Below are 23,943 nucleotides of genomic sequence, written 5' to 3'. Positions count from 1 at the left end.
TTTTATTTAAAAATACTATTTTTGCGAAATTAATAAATAAAAACAAATAACTTATTCTAAATGAAAATAAAATTATTTTCTTTATTTTCCTTATTCATAGGATTTTTGGGATTTTCTCAAACCGAGGTATATTTCAAATATGATGAAGCAGGAAATCAAAGATACAGAGGAACAAATGCAAATGGTAAAACTGCTCCTAAAGACTTACTACAAGAAACTATTTCTGAGGATCTTACTGCTGAAGAAATAAAAAAGGAAGCCTTATCCAAGGCAGTTCCGGCAATCGATGAAAAAGTATTCTGGAAACAGATAAGACTTTATCCCGTTCCTGTCAATGACTTTCTTACCATAGATTGGACCAATGAAACCGATGGACTTATAGAATCCGTATCCCTTTATCAGCACAGTACTGTTCACTGGAAATTCCAGCAGCAAAACAATCCGGGACTTAATAAACAGCTTAAAATTAATATGTCAGGTTACGAATGGGGAGTATATGTCCTTCGGTTTACTTTAAAAGACGGAAGGGTTTTCAGTAAAAGCATTACCAAACGATAAACTTTTAACTATACTAATTTAAAGCACATGAAAATTCTTTCAGCACTGATACTTTCGCTGGGATCAGTATTTGTCTTTTCACAAGGCATAAAAGAAAAAAACAGGACATCAGGTACAGGACAAAATTCATCGTCTCTGGTAGTTAAAGCTAAAACCGGGATTTCAGATCCTGTTATTACGAAAAAAGATCCTGGAAATATAAATTCGGGAGGTCCAACCGATTCCCAAGCTGGCGCTGATAATATCCCGCAAACAATTGAAACTCCCAATAATAAATACCATGATACCCGTGGAGATATTGATGTAAGCGGTTCCGGGCAATTAAGTTTTAGTCTTCCTATTGCTCTTCCTCCGGGAATAAAAAATGTGGCCCCTCAAATTAATTTAACGTATAACAGCGGATCCGGATCCGGAATTGCAGGTTACGGATGGAATCTTTCCGGAATCAGTTCTATTTCCAGGATTGGAAAAAATATTGATAGAGATGGCAAAGTACAGGGCATCAAATTAGACTATTCTGATTATTACAGTTTTAACGGGCAGAGACTTATTCTTAAGTCTGGAGAATACGGAAAAGATGGGGCAGAATATGTAACGGAAAACTATTCCAATATCAAAATAAAATCTGTAGGAGCCATTGCAGGGCAATTATGGAAAGGACCGGAATATTGGGAAGTCACAATGGAAGACGGTTCGCAGATGTGGTACGGAGCAACTGCTTCAGGAAGCAGTGCCGCAAGAACACCCGTAGAATACAATATTGTAAAATGGCGGGATGTAAATGGAAATTATATACAGTACAATTACGTACTCAGTAAAAATGTAGCCGCGCTGTCTTCTGTGCAATGGGGAGGGAATGATGTTGTAAACAAAAATCATTTTAATACCGTTACTTTTAATTACAATACGGTTGTAAGCCGTGATATTAAGGAATCTTTTTATTTAGAAACGGTAAATTTTCAGCAAGAAAAGCTGCTCAACAGTATTACAGTAACCTCTAATGGAAACCCGTTTAAAACTTATGAGATCGCGTACAAAAAAATGGTTCCAATTATCAGCAAATTGACACGATTATAGAGAAAAATGCTGCAGGAGATGCTGCGAATCCTATTTATTTTAATTATGAAAATTCCTCAGTAACTGGCAGTAAAGAATATCAGGCAGAACGTTTTGATGATCTGTATGATAACAAGGGAGATATTGTAGGCGGCGATTTCAATGGAGATAAGAAAATTGATTTTGTTTATAAGACGACACTGGTTTCCGACCGGTACAGCAACCAGGTAAAATACCAGATTCCTTCTGTCTTAGGAAAAAAATCTTCTGCTGCAAAAGCTACCAATAATAATGTATTTTTAGATTATGATGTTCTGAATACGCTTGAAGTAAACGATATTCATGCTAATCAGGATACATATGGGGCTAAGTTCAGACAGTATGACTTATCCCAGGCAATTCCGACCCTGATCAGAGAATCTACAGTACCAATGGGCGTGGTTCCGGCCATATTATCTACTGATCCCAATTTGTTAATCTACCCAAGTCAGATATTTTCTACTACGACTCAGGTTAATGACAGTGATTTTTTAGGAACCGGAACTACGCAGATGCTTTTTAAATTAAGCTTATCACAATATTCACCTTATCTTACCAATACAAAGGTTGAGGTTTTTAATTCTTATTTCTATTATAATCCTGAAAACAATCATACGTTAATCCTTTATAATAAAATACAGAGACATTCTACTGTAAAGGTAGCCGACTTTGACGGAGATGGGATTTCTGAAATTTTTGAATACCGTCAGGACGGAACCTATCACATATGGAAACTGGGGCAGTCACAATTTGAGGAAATCAGATCTGGAAATAATGTTAAAATTACAGATTATACCATTTCCGGTGATTTTAATGGTGATAAAAAAATAGATTTCCTTACGCCTGATGCTTCGGAAAGCAGCGGATGGAATTTATACTTGTCTGATGATGTTGGTTTTAAAAATTACTACTATGCTGACTTGGTATGGTTTGAACCCAGCAGAGTAGGATCTCCAAGAAAAAAGAGACAGACGAATAAAAGCTATATCGGTCTTGATACCAATAATGACGGCAAGTCCGACATCATGGTATTTGAATCGCAGTTATGGGCCAGAGACGGTATTTTTGATTGGAATAATCCCGATTCAAGTTTTGGAATCAGCAGATTGATCAGTGATGGAGTAGATGCTGACGGAAAAGTAATTTTTAGATATGTTACAGATTATACACCTGTTGAACTGAATCAGAACATTGAAACCTTAAACTTTTCGAGATATGGGGAACATTATATTCCTATCGTAGGAAACAATATTTTACAAAATAAAATTTATATCACCCATAAAACTAAATTAATTTCTATTGTTTTTGAAGATGTTACAAAATCTGCCCTCGTAAACAGAATTTGGCAAAGCGGATTTAATACTGATATAAAATACAGCCAGCTAGATGATTCTGCACAGACAGGAGCCTCGGATCTGCTGTATCCTTATTTCCAGTTGAAGATGAACCCTAATTATTATATGGTTGACAGGATATCGCAGGAAGGTCGGAAAAATGATTTTAAATACAGAAAATTCATCGGTCATCTTAAAGGAAAAGGAATGATTGGTTTCCATAAAACAGCACGTTCGACCGTATTTGCCGATGGGTTGGAGAATACTAAAGTATGGAACGGAACAGAAATAGATCACCTCAATGATGGAAATGTCAGCAAACAATGGTCTATCAGAACAAATAATGATAATCAGGTTTTCCCCGCAGACGTTTCTGAAAATAATACCCAGTTGCTTACCTTTAAATCCACAGGATATAAATCTGATAAGCTTCTTAACGGGCAGGTGGTAACCACGGTATCCGATGCAGATAAACCTAAAATTGTAAGAGCAGTACTTCCCGATTACACAAAAACAAAAGATTTTCTAACGAATACCATAACAGAAAATATCGTAACGTATGGTCTGTATTATCTGCCTGTACAAAGTGTTGTAAAGATTAACGGAAATTTTGGAACCACCACCACTAAGTTCGGATATTCAAACAATCTTAATGGAGTAGGAAAAGATTATTTCATAGGCCGACCGACTGCCAGAATTGAAGAAAAGAAAGCCTATTCCGATACCCATATCATGGCTGAATACTATACATATGAAAGCAATAGACTGAAAACAAGCACAACTATTGCAGGAACAAGTATTGATGATGCCGTTGCAGAAGAATATCTCTATGATGATTTTGGAAATGTTACCCAAAAGAAATCCACGACAGGATATGATGACAAATTCCTGGTGGAAAATGCACAATATGATGCTCAGGGTAAATTTGTAATCAAAAAGACAGACAATTTAGGATTGGAAACCCATATTACTTATAATGATTGGGGGCAGATCCTTACCGAAAAAGACCCTTATAATAACCTTACGACCAATACCTATGATAAGTGGGGGAAATTGATGACCTCTAAGACTAATCTTGAAGGCACTACCACCTACCAGTATGAGAAACTGGATGGAGGAAGAGGAACTAAGATCTCAGAACTATCATCAGATGGTGATCAAACTGTGACGTATACAGGGATATTGGGACAGGTCTATAAAGTATCAACCAAGCATTTAAAACAAAACTTTTATTCACATGTCTTGACCGGTTATGACAAGCTTGGAAGAAAAATACAGATATCAGAACCATATTTATTACCGCTTATTGAAGGTATTGAACCTATGGATCCGATAAAATGGAATTACATCAAGTATGATGATACTACATTTCCAGCAAAAACTACCGCTATTTCCTTTAATGGTAAATCCTCTGAAACGGTTGTAACAGGGAATATAACAACTGTTAAAGAAACCCATCCGGAAGACTATGGAAGGATAACAACCAAAACGACAGATGCTTTGGGCAATGTGATTTCTGCGACCGATAAAGGGGGAGCTATTCAGTTTTTTTACAATGCAGCAGGAAATCAGATCAGAGCGCAATATGCACAGAATACAGTAACCACTACATACGATGCCTGGGGCAGGAAGCTGGAACTCAATGATCCTTCCAATGGAATCTATCAGTATGAGTACACCGGTTTTGGCCAGATCAGAAAAATCACCAGTCCTAAAGGAACCAAAGAATACACATTCAATGCTTCCGGGCAGGTTATTACGCAAAGAGATATCTCTACAGATAATGGGCAGGCTACTGATAAAACGATTTCCTTTACCTACGATACTAAAGGAAGATTAGCAACCAGATCCGGAACTTCTAAAGGAAATGCATACACTTCAGGAGTAACGTATGATGCTCAGGGAAGATTGCTTTCCTCATACGAAACAAGCAATGGAAAAAACTTTATTAAAAAGGGAATTACATATGATGATAAAGCAAGAGTGATTTCATATGAGCAGCAGCTTCATTCTTCAGGAATGCTGACGAAGGTTACCATAGAAAATGTGTATAGTAGCTGGAATGGAGAATTATATCAGATCAAAGACAAAAACACTGGCAAAATTCTTTGGCAGCTAAATGAAGCAGATGCTAAAGGGCAGGTGCTTAATGCTAAATTAGGAGAATCTACCATTGTTAACAGTTACGATGCTAATGGTTTCCTATCCCGTACGCAGCATTCATCGCAGGTAAAACCAGGTATTTTAGATATTAAATACACTTTTAATGCAATTAAAAATGAACTGGTAGACAGAACGACGTTAGGAGATTTCAATATCCTTGAAAAATTCACTTACGATGATAACAATCGTTTAGTGAGCTGGACGGATCCTGTAACGGGAATAAAACCGCTTAACAGGAACGTGTATGATGCAAAAGGAAGAATATTGGAAAATGATCAGGTGGGTATTATAAAATATGAAAATGCGGCCAAGATCTATCAGCCTACAGGAATGACCCTGAATGCAGCAGGAACGCAGAACTATAATAACGATCTTATCCAGTCTGTTAATTATAATGAAAATAATGATCCCGTATTCATCGACGGTGAGAAAGGAGATGTAGCGTTTCAGTATGGATTGACAAGCATGAGACAGAGAGTTACCTACGGCGGTAACTTTACTACAGACGGAGATGGAAAATTCACTAAATTTTATAGTGAAGACGGAAGTTTTGAAGTGTTGAAAGACAATACCAACAATAAAGAAAAGCATATCCTCTATATTGCGGGAGCGCCTTATGAAAGTGATATCATTTACATGAAGAATTTTGATGACGATACGGCATCTTTTAAATTCTTGCATAAAGATTACTTAGGAAGCATTCTGGCCATAAGCGATGAGGCTGGGAACAAACTTGAACAGAGACATTTTGATGCCTGGGGTAATTTTACTCATCTTCAGATAGGAAATGGGGCAATTATCACTGATAAGAATATCATTGCCAATACGCCGCTATTAGTAGACAGAGGATACACCAGCCATGAACATTTTGCAGAAGTAGGAATCATTCATATGAACGGGAGATTATACGACCCATTATTAAGAAGATTTCTGAATGCGGATGAAAATATTCAGGATCTGTACAATACCCAGAATTATAATAAATATGGATATGTATTAAATAATCCCCTGATGTATAACGATCCCTCCGGAGAATTTATCTGGTGGGTTCCCATAGTAATTGCCGTTGTATCACATGCTGTACAGAGTTATTATATGAACCAGCCTATGACGCTTGACGGTTTGGCAGTATCCCTAATAATTTCATATGCAAGCTCAGTAGTTTCATATGGTATCGGAGAGGCTTTCCAGGCTGCAGGGGTCGTCAGCAGTTTAGGTAAATTCGCAGGGGTGGTAAAACATATTGCCCATGGTTTATCCGGAGCTTTGCAATCAGCTGTTCAGGGTGAAAGCTTTGGAAGTGGCTTTTTAAGCGGGTTCTTAGGAAGTATGGCTGGGAATGCCTCTGCAAAATATTTAGGAGGTGGATTAGGAGCTTACATGGCGACAGGATTTGTCATGGGAGGTATTGGTGCAGAATTAGCTGGAGGTAATTTCTGGGTGGGTGCAGCCATAGGTTTTAGTGCCAGTGTATTTAACCATTATGAGCATCAGGTAAAAGAAAAGAATATGATCAGGTCGAAAGTTAAAGATCCTGATGCTGTACCGGAAAGAAATATGACCTCTGTAAACGGGATTAAAAAGCAGGTCAAAGTATTATTTACGGCAGACATGAATAAAGCAGATAGTGATCCTATGGTAACAGAGACTATCACTAACCTGAATGCAAAAAAAGCTGGAAATACCTCAGCGAGGGTTAATGAAAATAACGGAGCGGTTACCTCAAAAATTGAAATAAAGTATCATAATAAAGCTTTTCTATCTAATTATGCACTCGCAAAGACCATCCTGCATGAGTTCTATCATGCTGCAGATTACTTAATGAACAGATGGTCAATGCAGTATTATGAATCGAAAGTGAAAAACAAAATGAGTGGCACTGTTTTGAAAAATTCAATGACAGATTGGGCGGAAAAGCGAGCCTATAACTTTATATTCAAAATGGGAGTGCCCGAAAGTACCTATCACAAAAAAGATTATTATAAATGATAAAAAAGATTATAACACTAGTAAGCTGCTGTCTGTTTTACAGCTTTTTTGCACAATCCAATGCAGTTTCTTTCTCAGTAAGACAAGTTGATGCAGAAAAAATTGAACTAACGATCATCAATAGCAGTCCGCAAAAAAAGGTATTGTATATGGACACTTCGAATCTGAGAATTACAGATGCTCAGAATTTTGATTTAGAGTATGAAATGTTTTTAACCAATGTTCTGGTCTATAAAAAGAATGGGGGGTATGCCGTTCCATTTACCAGATATTCTTCTACCTATCAGGAATGTCATGAATTCGGAGAAAACAGATCAACCGATATTCAGGATTATATCAAATCGAACAGGCTCGAACTGAAAGGAAAAGAAACTAAAAAAATTCTGTATGATCTCTCAAAACAAGAGAATATTCATTTTGACGAGAATGAATCTATCAAAAAAATGGATTTGAAAGTGAAGGTGGTCTACAAGGGAAAAAATATTGAGCAGTATCTGAAAAATAGAAAATGTTTTACTTCGAAAAAAGATCTTGAAGGCATTACATTTGAAAATATCAGTTCCAATACAGTAACCATGAACCTGAATGTTCAAAAAATTATGCCACCCAAATAGTTGGATCGCAATTTTTTTAATTTTATAATCGGCACAATCAGTTGTGCCGATTATAAAATTAAAAAAATTATGCCACCCAAATAGTTGGATCGCAATTTTTTTAATTTTATAATCGGCACAATCAGTTGTGCCGATTTTTTTATTGTATAAGTTCCTGCAACAAATTGAAGTTGCTTTTGGTGGCTAAAACTGTTTAAAACAAAATATGTATTTTTATAATGATTTGATAGGTAGTGTTTTGTCTATATAAATAATATTCTAAAATAATTAAGATAATGAATAAGGTTTTACATTTTCTTTTTCTGTTTGCTTGTATTCCTCTGTATTTTGGGCAGTGGGGATCAGTTGATAAAAGATTTCTAAAAAAAATGGAAAATTTCAAAAAAGAAGATTTTCCGGAAATCAAATTCAATACTCCCTACTTATTGGAAGGTATTTACGAAACAAAGAAAGATTTTATCCTTATCGAACCAAAAGTTGAATACGAAGAATCGCAGGCAAACTATACTTATTTGTATATCAGCGACAATGGGAAACTCTATTTTTTTGCTAATCTTGGCAAGTTGAAAAAAATTGAAGCGGAAAAGGATTTCAATGCTTTCAGCGGTATTTTGTCTAAAAATAATAAGAAGGTGTTCATATATCGGGAACAGGTTTTTCATTCCATTTTTGGGATGGATATGGGAAACGGAATATACAAACAGGAGATAAAGCTGGCTGCCAATATAATTTATTTCCAGAATGGAAATAGGTGTTACGTATATTCAGTTACCAATTAATAAAGTTGTTAAGACTGTTTCTACTTCCAGAAACCATGAGTTTGTGCCCAGGTTTTAAATAAATCCGGCCATGCAGCTACAGGACTGCCTTTTTTACCCAGCCCCCAGCCGTGACCGCCAGTCGGAAATAAATGCAATTCAGTCACCACATTTACTTTCTGTAAAGCATGGAAGAGCAATACACTATTATCTACGGGAGAAACAGGATCATCAACTGCATGTGCTAAAAAGATGGGCGGAGTAGCTGTGTTCACTTGTTTTTCTACAGAGTAAGCCATTTCTTCTGCTGTTGAAGAAGTATTGCCCAGAATACTTTTAAAAGAATGAGTATGGTTATTAGGAGGAAGCATTGAAACAACCGGATAAATAAGTCCCGCAAAATCGGGTCTCGCTGAAAGAGAATCTATTGCATCCACAGGTTGATAAAACCTTTTATCAGGTTGTGTTGCTGTCATTCCTGCTAAATGTCCACCCGCAGAAAACCCTAAAATTCCTATTTTTTCAGGATCAATTCCATACTTTGGAGCTAGATTTCGAATCATCCGTATCGCTCTTTGGGCATCCTCAAAAGGAACATTCACGGATTTCCAGTTTTCCTGTGGAAGCCTGTAAATCAGTTCAAATGCAGTAATGCCCTCGGATTGAAGCCAATGAGCACCAGGAGTACTTTCTTTTCCCAATTCAATATGGGCATATCCACCACCACTGATCACTAAAATAGCAGTACCATTAGGTTTTTTAGGTGAGTGAACGATTAATCGTGGGTTCGATATAGCAGTAACAGATCCTTTAGAGCTAATGAGTTCCATTCCTCTTGAGCCGCCAGTATCCGGCATCTTGTGTGCCCATAGAGGGATTTGCTCCAGATCATGTGAAATTTGGTATTTTTCAGTAGACTGTGCCTGGTATTGATTCCCTGCAGCAAATAATAGGATAAAACAAATGAGAGATTTCATAAGCCAAAGATGATGATCTAAAACCGGTGCTGTTGGTCGAATTATTTACTCTAAAAAAATCGTAGCATTCTGGTAACTTTTGGGAGTGACACCTACCAACTGTTTAAATACGCGGGTGAAATAATTGGTATCGGAAAAACCTGTCTGGTAAGCCGTTTCTTTAATGCTGTTTTGTCCGGCTAATAATTCCTTGGCTTTATTAATCCTTTCCTGTAAAATAAAATCATTCGGGGAAGTTCCCAGTTCATCCTTAAACATTTTAAAAAAATTAGATTTACTTACATATGCCAGTTGGGCAATACTTTCAATCGACAGCTTCTGATGAAGATTTTTTTTGATATAATCTACCGCAAAACCTATCCTCGATTTATTTTTGGCAATATTCTTTTCTACCATACTTCTGGCCTGCGTTTGCATAAGTCGTATAAGCAATTCTTTCAACGCAAAATCTGCCATAATATCTTTTTGTGAATTGTCATCCATAGCAATTCTCATGATATTGTTGGTGGCAGAAACAAGGGACTTATTATTGAACAGAAAATATTCGTCAAGTTGGAGATTCCATGTTGAGGTTTCATCCACTTTCGGTAAACTGTAATTTAAATAATTAAGAGAATTTTCAATAAATTCAGGATTAAGGCTTAAAGAAATACATTGGGTAGGCGTTTCATCCGCTTCAGGAAAATCAATCACCATGGTTTCTCCAGGGGAAACTAAAACACTTTCTCCCGGGAAATAATCAAAATAATTCGTTTTATTTTCGAGTTTCATATGTTTCTTGCCACGGAGCATTGCCGTAAAAGCAATATTCTCAAAATGCAGCTTTACATTAAAAGCAGCCTTGTGGGTTTCATAGATGCTGAACTCGCAGTTGTTTAGATTGAAGGTAGTTTGATTTTCAATAAGGCTCAACAGCTGATTTTCTGTCTTTAATTCAGGAGTATCTAATAAAAATTTATTATTATTCATTTCTAAACATTTTTTGTTGCCTTCTTACTCAAATATAGAAATTTTAATACGATAGAGTTGTTAATAAAATGATAAAATTGAACGTCTGCACGATTTTGATGTTTTTTTGTAGGATTTTGCTATGCCGTTGTCTCAGTTAACTGTAATTTGGTTGGAGAGAAAAAACAAAATTATACTAATATGAGCACTATTACAGAACAGAAATCAGACAGCGTTTTACAACGTCCTGAATTTAAAAGCAAATATGATAACTATATTGGCGGTAAATTTACAGCACCGGTTAACGGTCAGTATTTTGACGTAGTTTCACCCGTTGACGGTAAAAACTTTACCCAGGCAGCACATTCCTCTAAAGAAGACTTAGAGTTGGCCGTAAATGCAGCAGAAAAGGCATTTCAAACCTGGAAAAATACATCCTCTACAGAAAGGAGCATCATTCTTAATAAAATTGCCGACAGGATCGAGCAGAACCTGGAATATCTTGCAATTGTAGAAACCGTTGACAATGGTAAAGCCGTAAGAGAGACCTTGGCCGCAGATTTACCTTTAGCAGTAGACCATTTCAGATACTTTGCCTCCGTAATCCGTGCAGATGAAGGATCTCATAACGAACTCGATAAAGATACCGTTTCCCTGATCGTTCACGAACCGCTGGGAGTAATTGCACAGATCATTCCTTGGAATTTTCCTTTATTAATGGCTATTTGGAAGTTGGCTCCTGCATTGGCAGCTGGGAACTGTGTCGTATTGAAACCTGCAGAAAGTACCCCGATCTCTATTATGGTCTTAATGGAAATCGTTGGCGACTTACTGCCTCCGGGAGTCGTAAATATCGTAAATGGTTTCGGGGCAGAATTGGGTAGAGCATTAGTGACCAATCCAAAAGTGGCCAAAGCAGCATTTACAGGTTCTACAGCTACAGGACGTCTTGTGATGCAGTATGCTACAGAAAATATTATACCGGTTACCTTAGAATTAGGAGGAAAATCTCCCAATGTTTTCTTTAGCTCAGTAATGGATGCAGATGATGCATTTTTAGATAAAGCCATCGAAGGAGCAGTTCTTTTTGCCTTGAATCAGGGTGAAATTTGTACCTGTCCTTCAAGACTGCTGGTTCAGGAAGATATTGCCGATGCATTCATTGCAAAAGTAATTGAAAGAGTAAAAGCAATCAAGGTTGGAAATCCATTGGATAAAACCGTGATGATGGGAGCGCAGGCTTCTCAGATTCAAAAAGATAAAATTCTTTCCTACATCAAATTAGGAAAAGAAGAAGGAGCAGAAGTTCTTGTCGGTGGAGACGTTAACCATGTTGGAGAAGGACTGGAAAGCGGATATTACATCCAGCCGACGATCTTCAAAGGAAATAACAGAATGAGAATCTTCCAGGAAGAGATTTTCGGACCTGTGCTTGCCTTCACCACCTTCAAAGATGAGGAAGAAGGAATAAAAATCGCGAATGATACCATTTATGGCCTTGGAGCAGGAGTGTGGACCAGAGATGCCCATCAGCTTTACAATGTTCCGCGTCAGATTCAGGCGGGTAGAGTTTGGGTGAACCAATACCACTCTTACCCTGCAGGAGCACCTTTCGGAGGGTATAAGCAGTCTGGAATCGGTAGAGAGAACCACAAAATGATGTTGGATCACTATCGTCAGACTAAAAATATGTTGATCTCGTACAACAAAAACAAATTAGGTTTCTTTTAATTTTAAATATTAGGGCGTGCCCGTTTGCCTTGCTATAGCAGGGCAAAACGGTCGGGCTTTCCAGGGCTTCACTTCGTTACGGTGCTCCTTTTCATTACGCACCGCCTCGTTCCTCGCCGCCCTTCCAATCCCTCACGCGAACAACCATTTGTCCTTATCTGAACTTTTTCAGGTGAGCAGGTAATTTCATGAGCATTAACAAGGTTCAAAATCTTGAAAAGGCTTTTTTAATTTAATTAAAAACTAACTCAAAAAAATAACTATGATTCCAAAAACAATGAAGGCTGCAGTGGTGCAAGGTTACGGACAGCCCCTGAAAATCGAAGAAGTTCCCGTAAGAGCACCCGGAAGATATGAAGTATTGGTAAAAGTAATGGCCTGCGGGGTTTGCCATACCGATCTTCATGCAGTAGATGGCGACTGGCCGGTAAAACCGAAAATGCCTTTGATCCCCGGACATGAAGGAGTAGGTATCGTAGTAGCATGTGGCCCCGAAGCTTATGTAAAAGAAGGTGATGCCGTAGGAGTTCCGTGGTTATACAGTGCTTGCGGATGCTGTGATTACTGTATTACAGGCTGGGAAACCCTTTGTGAAGCTCAGAAAAATGGTGGCTACAGTGTAGATGGTGGTTTTGCAGAATATGTAATTGCCGATTCAAGATATGTGGGATATTTAAAATCAAATGTCAATTTCCTGGAAATTGCACCCATCCTTTGCGCAGGAGTAACCGTTTATAAAGGCTTAAAAGAAACAGAAACAAAGCCGGGAGAATGGGTGGCCATCTCTGGAATTGGAGGATTGGGACACGTTGCAGTACAATATGCAAAAGCAATGGGAATGCATGTTGCTGCTATTGATGTTTCCGATGATAAACTGGAACTGGCAAAAAAACTGGGTGCAGATCTCGTAGTGAATGCAAAAGATACGGATCCAGGAAAATACCTGCATAAAGAAGTGGGAGGGATGCATGGCGCATTGATCACGGCAGTTTCTCCAATAGCCTTCAAGCAGGGCATTGATGTGTTAAGAAGAAAAGGAACCATCGCACTGAACGGGCTTCCTCCAGGTTCATTCGAGCTGCCTATTTTTGAAACGGTATTAAAGAGAATTACCGTGAGAGGATCTATCGTAGGAACCAGAAAAGATATGCAGGAAGCATTGGATTTTGCCAATGAAGGATTGGTAAAAGCGACGGTAACTGCCGCTAAATTGGAAGACATCAATGAAGTTTTCGATAAAATGAAAAAAGGACAGATTGATGGCAGAATCGTTTTAGATATTGCCGGTTCTAATTAATATATTGAGGTTAATGTAAGAAGCCTGGCAAAAATAAAATTGCCAGGTTTTTTTTAACTTTAATAATGCTAAAACTAATAGAGTTAAGGTACTATATTTGAATAAGCAATAAGAAGCAATAAGCTCTTGAGGTCATCTTGAAAATGGAATAAAAAAATAATGTATTGTAATGTCCAGCGCTATTCAATTCAATTTTTATCGCAGATAAAAATCCCTGCGCCTTAGAAACGTATCAAAATAAAAACAATAGCGCCTTTGCGATTATCCGACAAATAAAGAAATCATAAAAAAATGGAAACAAAAATAGCAAGACTCTCCGCAACAGAAAAAGCTCTTGAAGTGGTTTGGGAACTGGAGAAAAAATATGGCGACCTGATGTTCTATCAGGCAGGAGGATGCTGTGAAGGCACCCAGCCGCAGTGCTTTGAAAAAGGTGGTTTTTTCCCAAGAATGAATGATGCCATGATAGGGACCATTAATGAGCATGAATTCTGGATCGACCGCGATCTTTTTGAATACTGGAAGTATTCACACTTTACATTAGATGTGGTAGACGGATTTGGTCCGGGTGGATTTTCTCTGGAAACTCCATTGGGAAAAACATTTAAAGTAGTGTACAGACTTTTTACCCCCGATGAATATGAAAATCTGGAGCCTGTGAAACGCAGTGAATGATTCTTATTATATGATATTTTTAATAGTTGTTTTTCTGAACAATAAAATTGAGCTCTCTTTCAAAATCATATTTATTTCTTTTAATATTATTTTTTAAAGCAAAATAATAGCCCACATTTGTAATTACTGCGATGGTTAATGGCCATATTATTTCAATATGTTTTTCATTAATAAAAGTAAAAACGAATAGAAAGCAAAAGATAATTGTTACAATAAAGGGTAAAGTATGATAGAGAGAAGGTGTAATTTCTAGTGTGATAGACGTGTTCCCAATTTCTTCTGAGAAAGTACCATTTATAATAGCATTAATAATATTTATATCGAAAATACGTTTTCTTCTTCTGATCATAAAATGGGTATTGCTAATCTGTCCTCTGTACTCAAACCTGGTAGGAATTGTAGAATCTGATATCAAGGAAAAATTTAAGTTTGTTGTGTATGTTATCTTCTTTAATTTTTCGGCGAGTACACTTTTATCTATTTCAATGTTAAGAATTGAACGGTCATATAAACCAATACTTTTAAAAAATAGATTCATAAATTTCATTTAGAAAATAATTTCAGACCTTCACAAACCGATTCACAAACATCGCCGCCACAATATCTCCCACAGCATTCAAAACAGTGGCTAGTGGATCTACCAATGTTCCAATAATCATTATCGCCGGAATGGCTTCTTGCGGTAGTTTATACACGGAGATCATCAGCATTTCACCAATATATCCACCGTTAGGAATTCCGCCCGCTACAATACTTACAAAAACAGTAATTCCTAATGCCAGCAATAAATTGGTAGGCTCAAAAAAGTCTCTGCCGATAATAAGAAAAGCAACATATATTTTAATAATAGAAGACATGGACGACCCATTTTTATGCAACGTGGTACCAATCGGAATCACCAGATTCGCAATGGAATTTGGAATGCCAATCTTTGAAGCTGCCTGAAGGTTGGCGGGCATAGTTGCAAAACTGCTGCAGGTACTTAATGCTGTAAGAGTTGGATAGACGGCATTTTTCCAAAAGCTTTTGATTCCGTTCTGTCCATCCGCCATGAAAGCATAGAGCGTGAAGAATACAAAAAAGTAAATGATCCCTGCAATATAATATAATCCCAGAGGTTTAGCATAAAATCCGAAAAGCTGAGGTCCCAGTGTAGCCACCTGAAATGCAAAGTAGGCTCCCAGACCAATAGGCGCTAGTTTCATAATCAGGAGCAGTAGTTCTTTCATCACTTCATACCCTGATGCAATAAAAGCTCTGAAAGATTGTCCCTTTTCACCTGCTTTTCTTGCTGAAATACCTGTCATAAAAGCAAATATTAAAAGAGCCAGCATATTTTGTCTGGAAAAAAGGGCGGTAAATTCTCCTACAGTGAAAAAACTTACAATCCTGTTTCCCCAGCCTTCTTCATTAGCTGTTTCCACGACAGCTTCCGAACTTCCCGATACTCCCGATACAGGAAAAAGATACACGGCACAAATCGTAAAAATAGCTGCAGTCAGGATGAAAAACAGAAATGTAAAAGACATCACTAAAATAATTTTCCCAAATTTCGACTGCTGTTCTAAAGAAGCAATAGAATTGGAGACAGCAAAGAATACCAATGGAACCACACTTACAAAAAGAAGATTAAGAAAGATATCTCCTAAAGGTTTAATATACTCTACAATGCCGGGAGATACAATACCGATTACACTTCCAATTGTAATTCCCAATAATAAAAATATAATTCCGGCGTAGTTATGTAATACCTCTTTCATGCGGTGCTTTTTATCAAAGATAGGTTTATTTTTAACATTTAGTTATAGAATTATCAGGCTTAAATTTCATAAATTTGAGTAAACAACCTTTCTATGGCTTATATAGATTACTATAAAATTTTAGGCGTAGATAAAAGCGCAACTCAGGACGATATTAAAAAAGCCTATCGGAAACAGGCAAGAAAACTCCACCCTGATCTTAATCCCGACGATAAAGAAGCTGAAAAAAAATTCAAAGAGCTTAATGAAGCCAATGAAGTGCTCAGCAATCCCGAAAATCGTGCAAAATATGATAAATACGGTGAAAACTGGAAGCATGGTGAGGAGTATGAAAAAGCCCAACAGCAGCAGCAACGACAGTATCAGGGACAAAACCACAGCGGTGGATATTCCGGTGCCGATTTTGGCGAAGGCGAAGATTTTTCAGATTTTTTCCAAAGTATGTTTGGCGGATCTGGAGGAGGCTTTGGCAGAAGTTCAAAAGGAAGTGCATCCGGAAAATTCAAAGGCCAGGATGTTCATGCGGAGCTGAATCTCAATTTACGGGATGCGGCCACTACCCATTCTCAGACTTTTGATATTAATGGTAAAAAAGTAAGAATTACCATTCCCGCAGGCGTATATGATGGACAGCAGATTAAATTAAAAGGACATGGAAGCCCGGGCTTTAATGGCGGACCTAATGGAGATCTTTATATTACATTCAATATTCCGGCAGATCCGGATTTTGAAAGAGTAGGAGATGACCTTAAAACAAAAGTGGCTGTTGATCTGTATACCGCAGTGCTGGGTGGAGATGTAAAAGTAGACACTCTGAATGGAAGTGTAAACCTTAAAGTAAAACCTGAAACCCAGAACGGGATGACGGTAAGGCTAAAAGGAAAAGGGTTTCCTGTGTATAAAAAAGAAGGCCACTTCGGTGATCTTTTCGTCACTTATGAAGTGAAAATGCCAGTAAATCTTACTGAAAAGCAGAAAGAACTTTTTGAACAACTTAAAAATTCCTAGGCGATGAGTGAAAGAATATCACGGGAAGATCTCGTAAAAATTTATAATATAGAAATCACTTTTTTTGATGAACTGGTAGATTACGGCCTACTCCAGGTAGAGACTGAAAATAATGTTCGGTACCTGATGTATGAAGATCTGCCTGCTCTGGAAAAATTTACGAACTGGTATTATGATCTGGAAATTAATATTCCCGGTTTGGAAGTCATTCATGAAATGCTGCAAAAAATGGAACACTTACAGCAGAAGAATCGTGAACTGATGAATAAACTTTCTGCGATCAGTGCGCAGTATGAAGATATTTAGTTTAGTTTTGTAGACTTTAAAAGTAACTAACAAAATTTTTCTAAGTAATGAGTGACGAAAAGGTTATTACCTTAACCCCTAACAGGAAATATTTCGAAGAAATTTATTTCAGCGGTAACCAGGGAAGCCTGTTTTTTTCGCCGACAACAAAGAGTAAAACCATCACAACGATTATTGTAATCATCGCGTTGTTGATTGTGTTTTTGATGAAAGATAATTTGAGCAAAGAGAATGTTGGAATCTTGTATTTTTTAAGTTTTATCTTTCTTCTGTGTGCGGTGTATCTTTCCTTGAGTATCAATAAAGTTTCAAGATGGAAAAAGCAGGTGTACAGATATTTAAAAACGCTTGAAGATTCTAAAAAATACGAAATCAGACTGAATAATGAATCTTTCAATGTTGCGATCGATCAGCAGGAAGAATATAGCCTCTGGAAAGATTTTACAAATTTTGAGATCAATGATCAGTTTATTTCCTTGGAAGGAAAATTCAACTATATGTTTCCTAAAAAATCAATGAACGAAAAGGATTATAATCTCCTCAAAAAAGTAATAAAAGATAATATTAAATCATAAAAAAATCAGAGCAATTTGCTCTGATTTTTATTTTATAGTAAAAGGGGTTTAGGAAAAGTACTTTTGCATTTTTACTCCAGCCAACCCATTTCTTTCATCCACTCGTCATTGTAGATTTTCCCTACATACCTTGAACCGTGGTCATGAAGAAGTACAACGATTACATCATCTTTGGTGAACTGATCTTTCATCTGAATCAAAGAAGCAATAGCACTTCCCGCAGAATATCCACAGAAAATCCCTTCCTCTTTAGCCAGTTTTCTTGCATAGATCGCACCGTCTTTATCTGTTACCTTTTCAAAATGATCAATCACAGACATATCGTAGTTTTCAGGAATAATATCTTCCCCGATTCCTTCCGTAATATAGGTGTAAGCATGGTCGTAATGAAGTTCCCCTGTTTCATGGAATTCCTTTAAAATAGACCCGTACGTATCCACACCAATTACTTTAATATCAGGATTTCTTTCTTTAAAGAATGTTCCACAACCTGTTACAGTACCTCCTGTTCCGGCACCTGCTACAAAATGCGTCAGTTTTCCTTCCGTCTGTTCCCAGATTTCCGGAGCAGTAGATTCATAATGCGCTGCTCTGTTGGATAAGTTGTCATATTGGTTTACATACCATCCGTTTTCTGTTTCTTTAGCCAGTCTTTTAGAAACTGAATAATAAGAACGCGGATCGGTAGGCTTTACATCCGTAGGACATACAATCACCTCTGCACCTACAGCACGAAGGATGTCGCATTTTTCTTTTGACTGCTTAGAGTTGGTTACAAAAATACATTTGTATCCTTTGATGATGGCGGCAAGGGCAAGTCCCATACCTGTATTTCCGGAAGTTCCTTCAATGATCGTTCCTCCCGGTTTTAATCTGCCGTCGTTTTCGGCATCTTCAATCATTTTAACAGCCATTCTGTCTTTTACAGAATTCCCCGGATTGAAAGTTTCTACTTTTGCTAAAACTAATGCTGGAAAATCCTCTCCTAAAACTTTATTAAGCTTTACCAGTGGAGTGTTTCCTATCGTTTCAAGAATATTTTTTGCGTATTTCATAAATGGTTTATATGCGGTGCAAAGATAAGGCTTTAAAAATTAGCCGTATGGTGTATGTATGATGATCTGCATAACAGGGAGTGAATTTTACTCATTGATAATCACTGTTCACGATCCAACATTATCTTATCTTAATTATATTTGATGGCCTTAACCGGTGAGATTTTACTGATCAGATAACTTGGAATAATCAAAGCTAAGGCTGAAATAATCAAAATTCCTACTGAAATTGAAATGATGGCAATAGGATTCAAATCTACAGGAACGGTGCTCACATAATAGTTTTCAGGATTCAGTTTAATGATTCCGAAAAATTTCTGAAGCAGCAATAATCCGATACCGATAGCATTTCCATATAAAAGTCCGGGAATCATGATAATCAGTGTATAATTAATAAACGTTGCACGAATCTGCGCATTGCTTGCCCCTAATGTTTTAAGAAGACCGATAGAATTTGTTCTTTCGATAATAAGGATCAGAAGGAGCATCACGATATTAATTACGACAACTACCAGCATAATGATGATGATCAATGCGATATTAGTGTCAAAAATGCTTATCCAGTCAGTAATCTGCGGAAACTTTTCAGTGGCTTTTTCCGCATAGTTTTTATACCCGATCAGTTTTTCAATTTCAGGAAAATCTTTGTCAACATCATTTACATTCTTTAGAAAAATATCAATACCGCCGATCTCATCAGGTTTCATATCCTGAATTTTCCTTACATGATTAATACCTCCGATAACGAACTGCTCGTCAATCATTTTAATATCCGTTCTGTAAATTCCAACAACCTCAAATTTTCTGTATAAAGGTTTTTGATCAGCCTTTGAAAAAACAGTTACAATACTGTCCTTTACTTTCAAATGAAGGTCATTGGCTATTTTTTGAGAAATGGTAACCCCATTGTTAAATCCTATTTCAGTTACTTTGGGAGTGGTTCCGGCAATCAGGAATTTTTTAAACCTCAGGCTGTCAAAATCTTTTCCGACTCCTTTAAATATAATCCCCGCAAAATTATGCTCATTACGCATAATCCCGGTTACTGTAGCATACTTCTGTACACTTTCTACATCTGGAATTTCTTTTATTTTGGGAATATTCAGTCCCTGATTATCCAATACAGAGGTGTTGTAGGAAGAATTTGATCTTGTAGATCTTACGGTAATATGCCCGCTGAAATCTGCCAGTCTTTCTTTAATAGCTTTTTTCGAACCGAAACCTGTAGCTACTGTAATGAGAGAAACAATGATCCCTAAAGCAACAGAAAGTCGGCCTATGAAGATGATAACCCTCGAAAGGTTATTTTTGTTATCTTTGGAAAATGCTATTTTTCTAGAGAAATATAAAGGAAATTTCAAGCTTATGAATTTAGATTTCAAAATTAAAAATTTACTTCTTATTTGCCTAATTTTTTTAGGAGTATTCAACCAATATTATTCTCAGACTCAAGATCAACCGGTTTTTAAAACAGGTGCAGACCGTCCTGAACTCTATTTGCCTTTATTAAAAGGTAAAACTATAGGAGTCGTTACCAATCAGACAGGATTAATGAGTGATAAAACCCATCTTGTTGATTTTTTAGTTAAAAATAATATTAAAATCAAAGCAATCTTTGCTCCTGAACATGGTTTTAGAGGGGATGCAGATGCAGGAGAAAAAGTAAAAAACGGAGTAGATACCAAAACAGGTATTCCGATCGTTTCGCTGTATGGAAATAATAAAAAACCAAAACCGGATCAGTTAAAAGGAATTGATATTGTAGTTTTTGATATTCAGGATGTAGGAGTTAGATTCTATACCTATATTTCTACTTTAACCTATCTGATGGAAGCCGGGGCTGAAAACAATGTTGAAGTCTTGGTTCTTGATCGTCCAAATCCCCATGACGGCTATATAGACGGACCTGTATTGAAGAAAAAATGGGCAAGTTTTGTGGGAATGCATGAAGTTCCTGTCGTGTATGGATTGACGATAGGAGAGTACGGGAAAATGGTGAACGGTGAAAGATGGCTAAGTAAAGGAGTTCAGGCTAAATATACGGTCATCCCTATGCAGGGGTATCAAAAAATGAAAAGGTATCCTATTTTGGACAAACCATCTCCCAACCTTCCCAATGATAAATCTATCAATCTATATCCAAGTTTATGTTTTTTTGAAGGAACCCAGGTTTCTGTAGGAAGAGGAACGGATCTGCCTTTCCAGCTCTATGGATCTCCGTGGACGAAAGACCTTCCTTATCAGTTTACTCCAAAGCCGAACTCCGGCGCCAAAGATCCTTTCTTAAACGGAAAATTATGCTATGGTGAGAACCTTTCCAACTACCCGAAAGATCTGCGAGCATTAAATCTGGAATGGGTTATTAAAGCCTATAAAGATTATAAAAATCCGGATCAGGGTTTTTTCCTGAAAAATTTATGGTTTGATACATTAGCCGGAACTGATGAATTAAGAAAGCAGATTATTGCTGGAAAATCAATTACGGAGATCAAGGATTCATGGAAAAAAGATTTGGAGAAATTCGAAAAAATAAGAGCTCAATATGTTATATACAAAAATTAACTAAGTAATAAAATTACTTAGTTAATATATTCTTTTTAATCGTCCCATTCTGTGATGGGAATTCTGCTATCTGAAATCAGGTATCTGTTTAATCAAAATCAGGAGGTGGAGTATTGTCATTCTTGCCTTTATTGAAAATAACAAGTCCTATTGATAATCCTATAACCCCTGCAACAGCAATTAGTAACGCTGTTTGAAGTTTGTCAGGTTGCTCATTTCCCAGATAATTCATTAAAAAGACAATCACAAAAGTGATAGCTGAGATGATAAGATGGTTTCTTCCGAATAACTTCATGAGATTATTTTAGTTTATAAGATATCATTACCCCTCCTCTGTAAGGCATAATCTCGCCACTTTTATTGAATTTTTGAGCACTATCATAACGCCGGCCGGTCCCGCGTTCATATCCTTTATAAAAGTCTTGCGAAGATCCTATGGATGCATATAAATCAATATTCCAACGATCAGATACTTTGAACTGATATCCTCCTGTTACACCAAATATTATAGAATATCCCTTTTGGTAAATATTAGAGTTGGTAAATAATTCTCCATTGTCTTTAACGAAAGTTCTATCGTTCCAATAATTCCATTTTTGGGTATTAAACGCTGCTCCCGCAATATTTGCTCCAATATACCAATGTTTGAAAGCTTCGTTAAAGTAATATCTCCCCTCTACAGAAACAGAATAATACTGAAGTTCATGTCCTGCAAAAGATTTCCACGGAGAAATCAAAACATCCCCTTGTAATGTAATTTTTTGAGTCAGTTGTTTTTCCACTGCTACATTAAGTATTCCTAGTGGAGCAAATGCCGCATTTCCTTTTATATATAGGCTTTTTTCCTGTTCCTGCGCCATCAATGTTCCTGCCGAAAATAGGACAAGAAAGCCTGTCAATAGTGTGTGTTTCATCATTTATTTTATTTGCTTCAATAGTTCTTCTGCGAGCTTAGCATCTTTGTTAGCCTGCACAGCCATATTTTTAGACATTTCTGCGTAATTTTTTGCCGTTTCTTTGTTTCCTGTTAAGAAATAGAGTTTTGCCAGAATATAAGTGTTTTCAGCAGTTTCACTGGCCATTACAGATTTCTCTGCCCATTCCGAAGCCTTTTTTAAGGAAGCTGGGTTTTTAACATGATCACTGAAGATCCATGCGGCTTTTAAGAGCTCATTAGGCTCGAATGCTTCAGATTTTTTATAATATTCCAATGCAGCCTTTTCGTATTCAGGGAAATTGGAGGTTTGCTCGTAGTAACTTAACTTCATTTGGTTAAGCCTAACCGTTGCAGCTTCTTTTCCCACTAAAGGTTCGGCAGTTTTCATAAAATAATCATCGTTGATTCTTTTATTTTTATCATCAACAGACTGCTCTGCTACCTTTGATAATTTAAGCTGATTGTCAAACTCTTTGTAGGTTTCTTCCGGAAGATATTTAATGATCTCTGCCTTTCTGGAAGTAAAAGTATTATAATTGCCATCTTCCACAGATTTTAGAAAGAACAGCATATAGCCGATTTCTTCTTTTGAAAGTACTTCCGATTTCTTCTTATTTTCAAAATATCTTTCAGAAGCTTTCTTGGCAAATTCATAATCGGTAGTAGAATTCAGTTTCATGATATTGATCAAAAACTCAGGGTCTTTTTCTCCATTAGCAAACCGGTCTTTTAAAGATCCTTTTTTATTGTTTGGGGAATTGATGTCCTGCGCCATGGAAAGAAACATGCTTTCCTCCATATAACCATAATTTTGGGAGATCAGCTCTCCATCACCATTAAGAAAAAGATAAGTAGGGTAGGAACGTACACCAAATTTAGCTGCAATTTCTCTTCCTTCTCCTTTTTCCATATCAAATCTTGCATTGACGAAATTGGCATTGTAATAATCTCCAACCGATTTTTGGGTAAAGATATTTTTTTCCATCATTTTACACGGGCCACACCAAGAAGCATATGCATCAATGAAAACCAGTTTGTTTTCCTTTTTTGCCTTTGCGATAATATCCTTAAAGGGTAAATCCTGGAACTGCATGGCCTCCTGAGAGAATATCATGAGAGATAAGAAAACAAATATTCCGGAGATGATCTTCTTCATTTTTATTTAAAATTTGTACGCGAAGATAATTAATTTTAAAAAGATAGGCTATGAATTTAAGAGGGATAAGCTTATATTAACTAATTTTAAGACTGCATCTTGTCCCTGATTCCTTTTGAAGTTACTTGATTCCTTTTTAAGCTTATGATATGTACATAAAAAAACCGCCTTTATAAAAGGCGGTTTGTGGTTTCTCCAGGAATCGAACCAGGGACACATGGATTTTCAATCCATTGCTCTACCAACTGAGCTAAGAAACCTTATATGGTAAGTATGTTACTTTTAAGGTGGTTGCAAAAATAATACTTTTTTCTATACCAGGCAACTGTTTTTGCAGTTTGGAATAAAAAACTGCCTCCGTAAAGGCAGTTTGTGGTTTCTCCAGGAATCGAACCAGGGACACATGGATTTTCAATCCATTGCTCTACCAACTGAGCTAAGAAAC

The 23,943-nt window shown here is 36.9% G+C and carries 21 protein-coding genes and 2 tRNA genes; 12 read left to right on the top strand and 11 right to left on the bottom strand.

What is annotated here, in order from left to right; translation table 11 throughout:
* The first annotated feature begins 60 nt into the window (after positions 1-60).
* From SB679_RS11940 to SB679_RS11920, 5 genes are all read left to right on the top strand, one after another.
* Positions 61-558, top strand: coding sequence for a T9SS type A sorting domain-containing protein (locus SB679_RS11940; RefSeq protein WP_410702528.1), 498 nt, complete (start codon positions 61-63; stop codon positions 556-558).
* 27 nt (positions 559-585) lie between these two features.
* The gene (locus tag SB679_RS11935) at positions 586-1,635 is read left to right on the top strand and encodes a SpvB/TcaC N-terminal domain-containing protein (protein ID WP_410702527.1); all 1,050 of its coding nucleotides are present in this window, start codon (positions 586-588) and stop codon (positions 1,633-1,635) included.
* 410 nt (positions 1,636-2,045) lie between these two features.
* The gene (locus tag SB679_RS11930; RefSeq protein WP_410702526.1) at positions 2,046-7,139 is read left to right on the top strand and encodes an RHS repeat-associated core domain-containing protein; all 5,094 of its coding nucleotides are present in this window, start codon (positions 2,046-2,048) and stop codon (positions 7,137-7,139) included.
* Complete coding sequence (locus SB679_RS11925; protein ID WP_410702525.1) at positions 7,136-7,753, top strand: hypothetical protein; 618 nt, start codon at positions 7,136-7,138, stop codon at positions 7,751-7,753. The genes SB679_RS11930 and SB679_RS11925 overlap by 4 nt, the downstream gene beginning before the upstream one ends.
* 368 nt (positions 7,754-8,121) lie before the next feature.
* Positions 8,122-8,532 (top strand): hypothetical protein, encoded by a 411-nt coding sequence (locus tag SB679_RS11920; protein WP_410702524.1) that lies wholly within the window; start codon positions 8,122-8,124, stop codon positions 8,530-8,532.
* Positions 8,533-8,552: 20 nt separating this feature from the next.
* Here the strand turns inward: SB679_RS11920 and SB679_RS11915 are convergent, their stop codons facing one another.
* Positions 8,553-9,488, bottom strand: a complete 936-nt coding sequence (locus SB679_RS11915; RefSeq protein ID WP_410702523.1) for an alpha/beta hydrolase — start codon at positions 9,486-9,488, stop codon at positions 8,553-8,555.
* A 45-nt stretch (positions 9,489-9,533) separates the two neighbouring features.
* Positions 9,534-10,457, bottom strand: a complete 924-nt coding sequence (locus SB679_RS11910) for a helix-turn-helix domain-containing protein (RefSeq protein WP_410702522.1) — start codon at positions 10,455-10,457, stop codon at positions 9,534-9,536.
* A gap of 180 nt (positions 10,458-10,637) precedes the next feature.
* Here SB679_RS11910 and SB679_RS11905 point away from each other — a divergent pair, with 180 nt between their 5' ends.
* From SB679_RS11905 to SB679_RS11895, 3 genes are all read left to right on the top strand, one after another.
* Positions 10,638-12,167, top strand: coding sequence for an aldehyde dehydrogenase family protein (locus SB679_RS11905; protein WP_410702521.1), 1,530 nt, complete (start codon positions 10,638-10,640; stop codon positions 12,165-12,167).
* A gap of 262 nt (positions 12,168-12,429) precedes the next feature.
* Positions 12,430-13,464, top strand: a complete 1,035-nt coding sequence (adhP, locus tag SB679_RS11900; protein WP_410702519.1) for an alcohol dehydrogenase AdhP — start codon at positions 12,430-12,432, stop codon at positions 13,462-13,464.
* Between the two features lie 291 nt (positions 13,465-13,755).
* Complete coding sequence (locus SB679_RS11895; protein WP_410702518.1) at positions 13,756-14,139, top strand: DUF779 domain-containing protein; 384 nt, start codon at positions 13,756-13,758, stop codon at positions 14,137-14,139.
* 19 nt (positions 14,140-14,158) lie between these two features.
* On the opposite strand, the gene SB679_RS11890 is transcribed toward SB679_RS11895, so the two are convergent.
* A complete protein-coding gene (locus SB679_RS11890) occupies positions 14,159-14,677 on the bottom strand; it encodes a hypothetical protein (RefSeq protein WP_410702517.1) in 519 nt (172 codons plus the stop codon).
* 22 nt (positions 14,678-14,699) lie between these two features.
* Positions 14,700-15,899 (bottom strand): dicarboxylate/amino acid:cation symporter, encoded by a 1,200-nt coding sequence (locus SB679_RS11885; protein ID WP_410702515.1) that lies wholly within the window; start codon positions 15,897-15,899, stop codon positions 14,700-14,702.
* 93 nt (positions 15,900-15,992) lie between these two features.
* Between SB679_RS11885 and SB679_RS11880 the strand changes: the two genes are divergently transcribed.
* From SB679_RS11880 to SB679_RS11870, 3 genes are read left to right on the top strand one after another with little or no spacing between them, the layout of a single operon-like run.
* The gene (locus SB679_RS11880) at positions 15,993-16,907 is read left to right on the top strand and encodes a DnaJ C-terminal domain-containing protein (protein ID WP_410702514.1); all 915 of its coding nucleotides are present in this window, start codon (positions 15,993-15,995) and stop codon (positions 16,905-16,907) included.
* A gap of 3 nt (positions 16,908-16,910) precedes the next feature.
* Positions 16,911-17,213 (top strand): chaperone modulator CbpM, encoded by a 303-nt coding sequence (locus SB679_RS11875; protein WP_410702513.1) that lies wholly within the window; start codon positions 16,911-16,913, stop codon positions 17,211-17,213.
* Positions 17,214-17,260: 47 nt separating this feature from the next.
* On the top strand, positions 17,261-17,788 hold the full coding sequence (locus tag SB679_RS11870; protein WP_410702512.1) for a hypothetical protein: 528 nt from the start codon (positions 17,261-17,263) through the stop codon (positions 17,786-17,788).
* A 71-nt stretch (positions 17,789-17,859) separates the two neighbouring features.
* Here SB679_RS11870 and SB679_RS11865 read toward each other — a convergent pair whose 3' ends face one another.
* Together SB679_RS11865 and SB679_RS11860 are read right to left on the bottom strand one after the other, a co-directional pair.
* Entirely contained in the window at positions 17,860-18,843 is a 984-nt protein-coding gene (locus tag SB679_RS11865) for a PLP-dependent cysteine synthase family protein (RefSeq protein ID WP_410702511.1), read from the bottom strand.
* 131 nt (positions 18,844-18,974) lie between these two features.
* Positions 18,975-20,204 (bottom strand): ABC transporter permease, encoded by a 1,230-nt coding sequence (locus tag SB679_RS11860; protein WP_034710177.1) that lies wholly within the window; start codon positions 20,202-20,204, stop codon positions 18,975-18,977.
* Positions 20,205-20,208: 4 nt separating this feature from the next.
* On the opposite strand from SB679_RS11860, the gene SB679_RS11855 reads away from it, so the two are divergent.
* Entirely contained in the window at positions 20,209-21,405 is a 1,197-nt protein-coding gene (locus SB679_RS11855) for an exo-beta-N-acetylmuramidase NamZ domain-containing protein (RefSeq protein ID WP_410702510.1), read from the top strand.
* Positions 21,406-21,493: 88 nt separating this feature from the next.
* Here the strand turns inward: SB679_RS11855 and SB679_RS11850 are convergent, their stop codons facing one another.
* The 5 genes from SB679_RS11850 to SB679_RS11830 all read right to left on the bottom strand — a co-directional run bounded on the left by SB679_RS11850 (position 21,494) and on the right by SB679_RS11830 (position 23,943).
* Positions 21,494-21,700, bottom strand: coding sequence for a hypothetical protein (locus tag SB679_RS11850; protein ID WP_410702509.1), 207 nt, complete (start codon positions 21,698-21,700; stop codon positions 21,494-21,496).
* 4 nt (positions 21,701-21,704) lie between these two features.
* Positions 21,705-22,322 (bottom strand): DUF3575 domain-containing protein, encoded by a 618-nt coding sequence (locus SB679_RS11845; protein WP_410702508.1) that lies wholly within the window; start codon positions 22,320-22,322, stop codon positions 21,705-21,707.
* Positions 22,323-23,498, bottom strand: a complete 1,176-nt coding sequence (locus SB679_RS11840) for a thioredoxin family protein (protein WP_410702507.1) — start codon at positions 23,496-23,498, stop codon at positions 22,323-22,325. It abuts the gene before it with no gap.
* Between the two features lie 187 nt (positions 23,499-23,685).
* Positions 23,686-23,758: transfer RNA gene (locus SB679_RS11835), tRNA-Phe, on the bottom strand.
* A 113-nt stretch (positions 23,759-23,871) separates the two neighbouring features.
* Positions 23,872-23,943, bottom strand: a tRNA-Phe gene (locus SB679_RS11830).

Source organism: Chryseobacterium sp. SIMBA_029 (assembly GCF_046535275.1).
In the GTDB taxonomy this organism is placed as follows: Bacteria; Bacteroidota; Bacteroidia; order Flavobacteriales; family Weeksellaceae; genus Chryseobacterium.
This window is presented reverse-complemented; position numbering and strand designations above follow the sequence as displayed.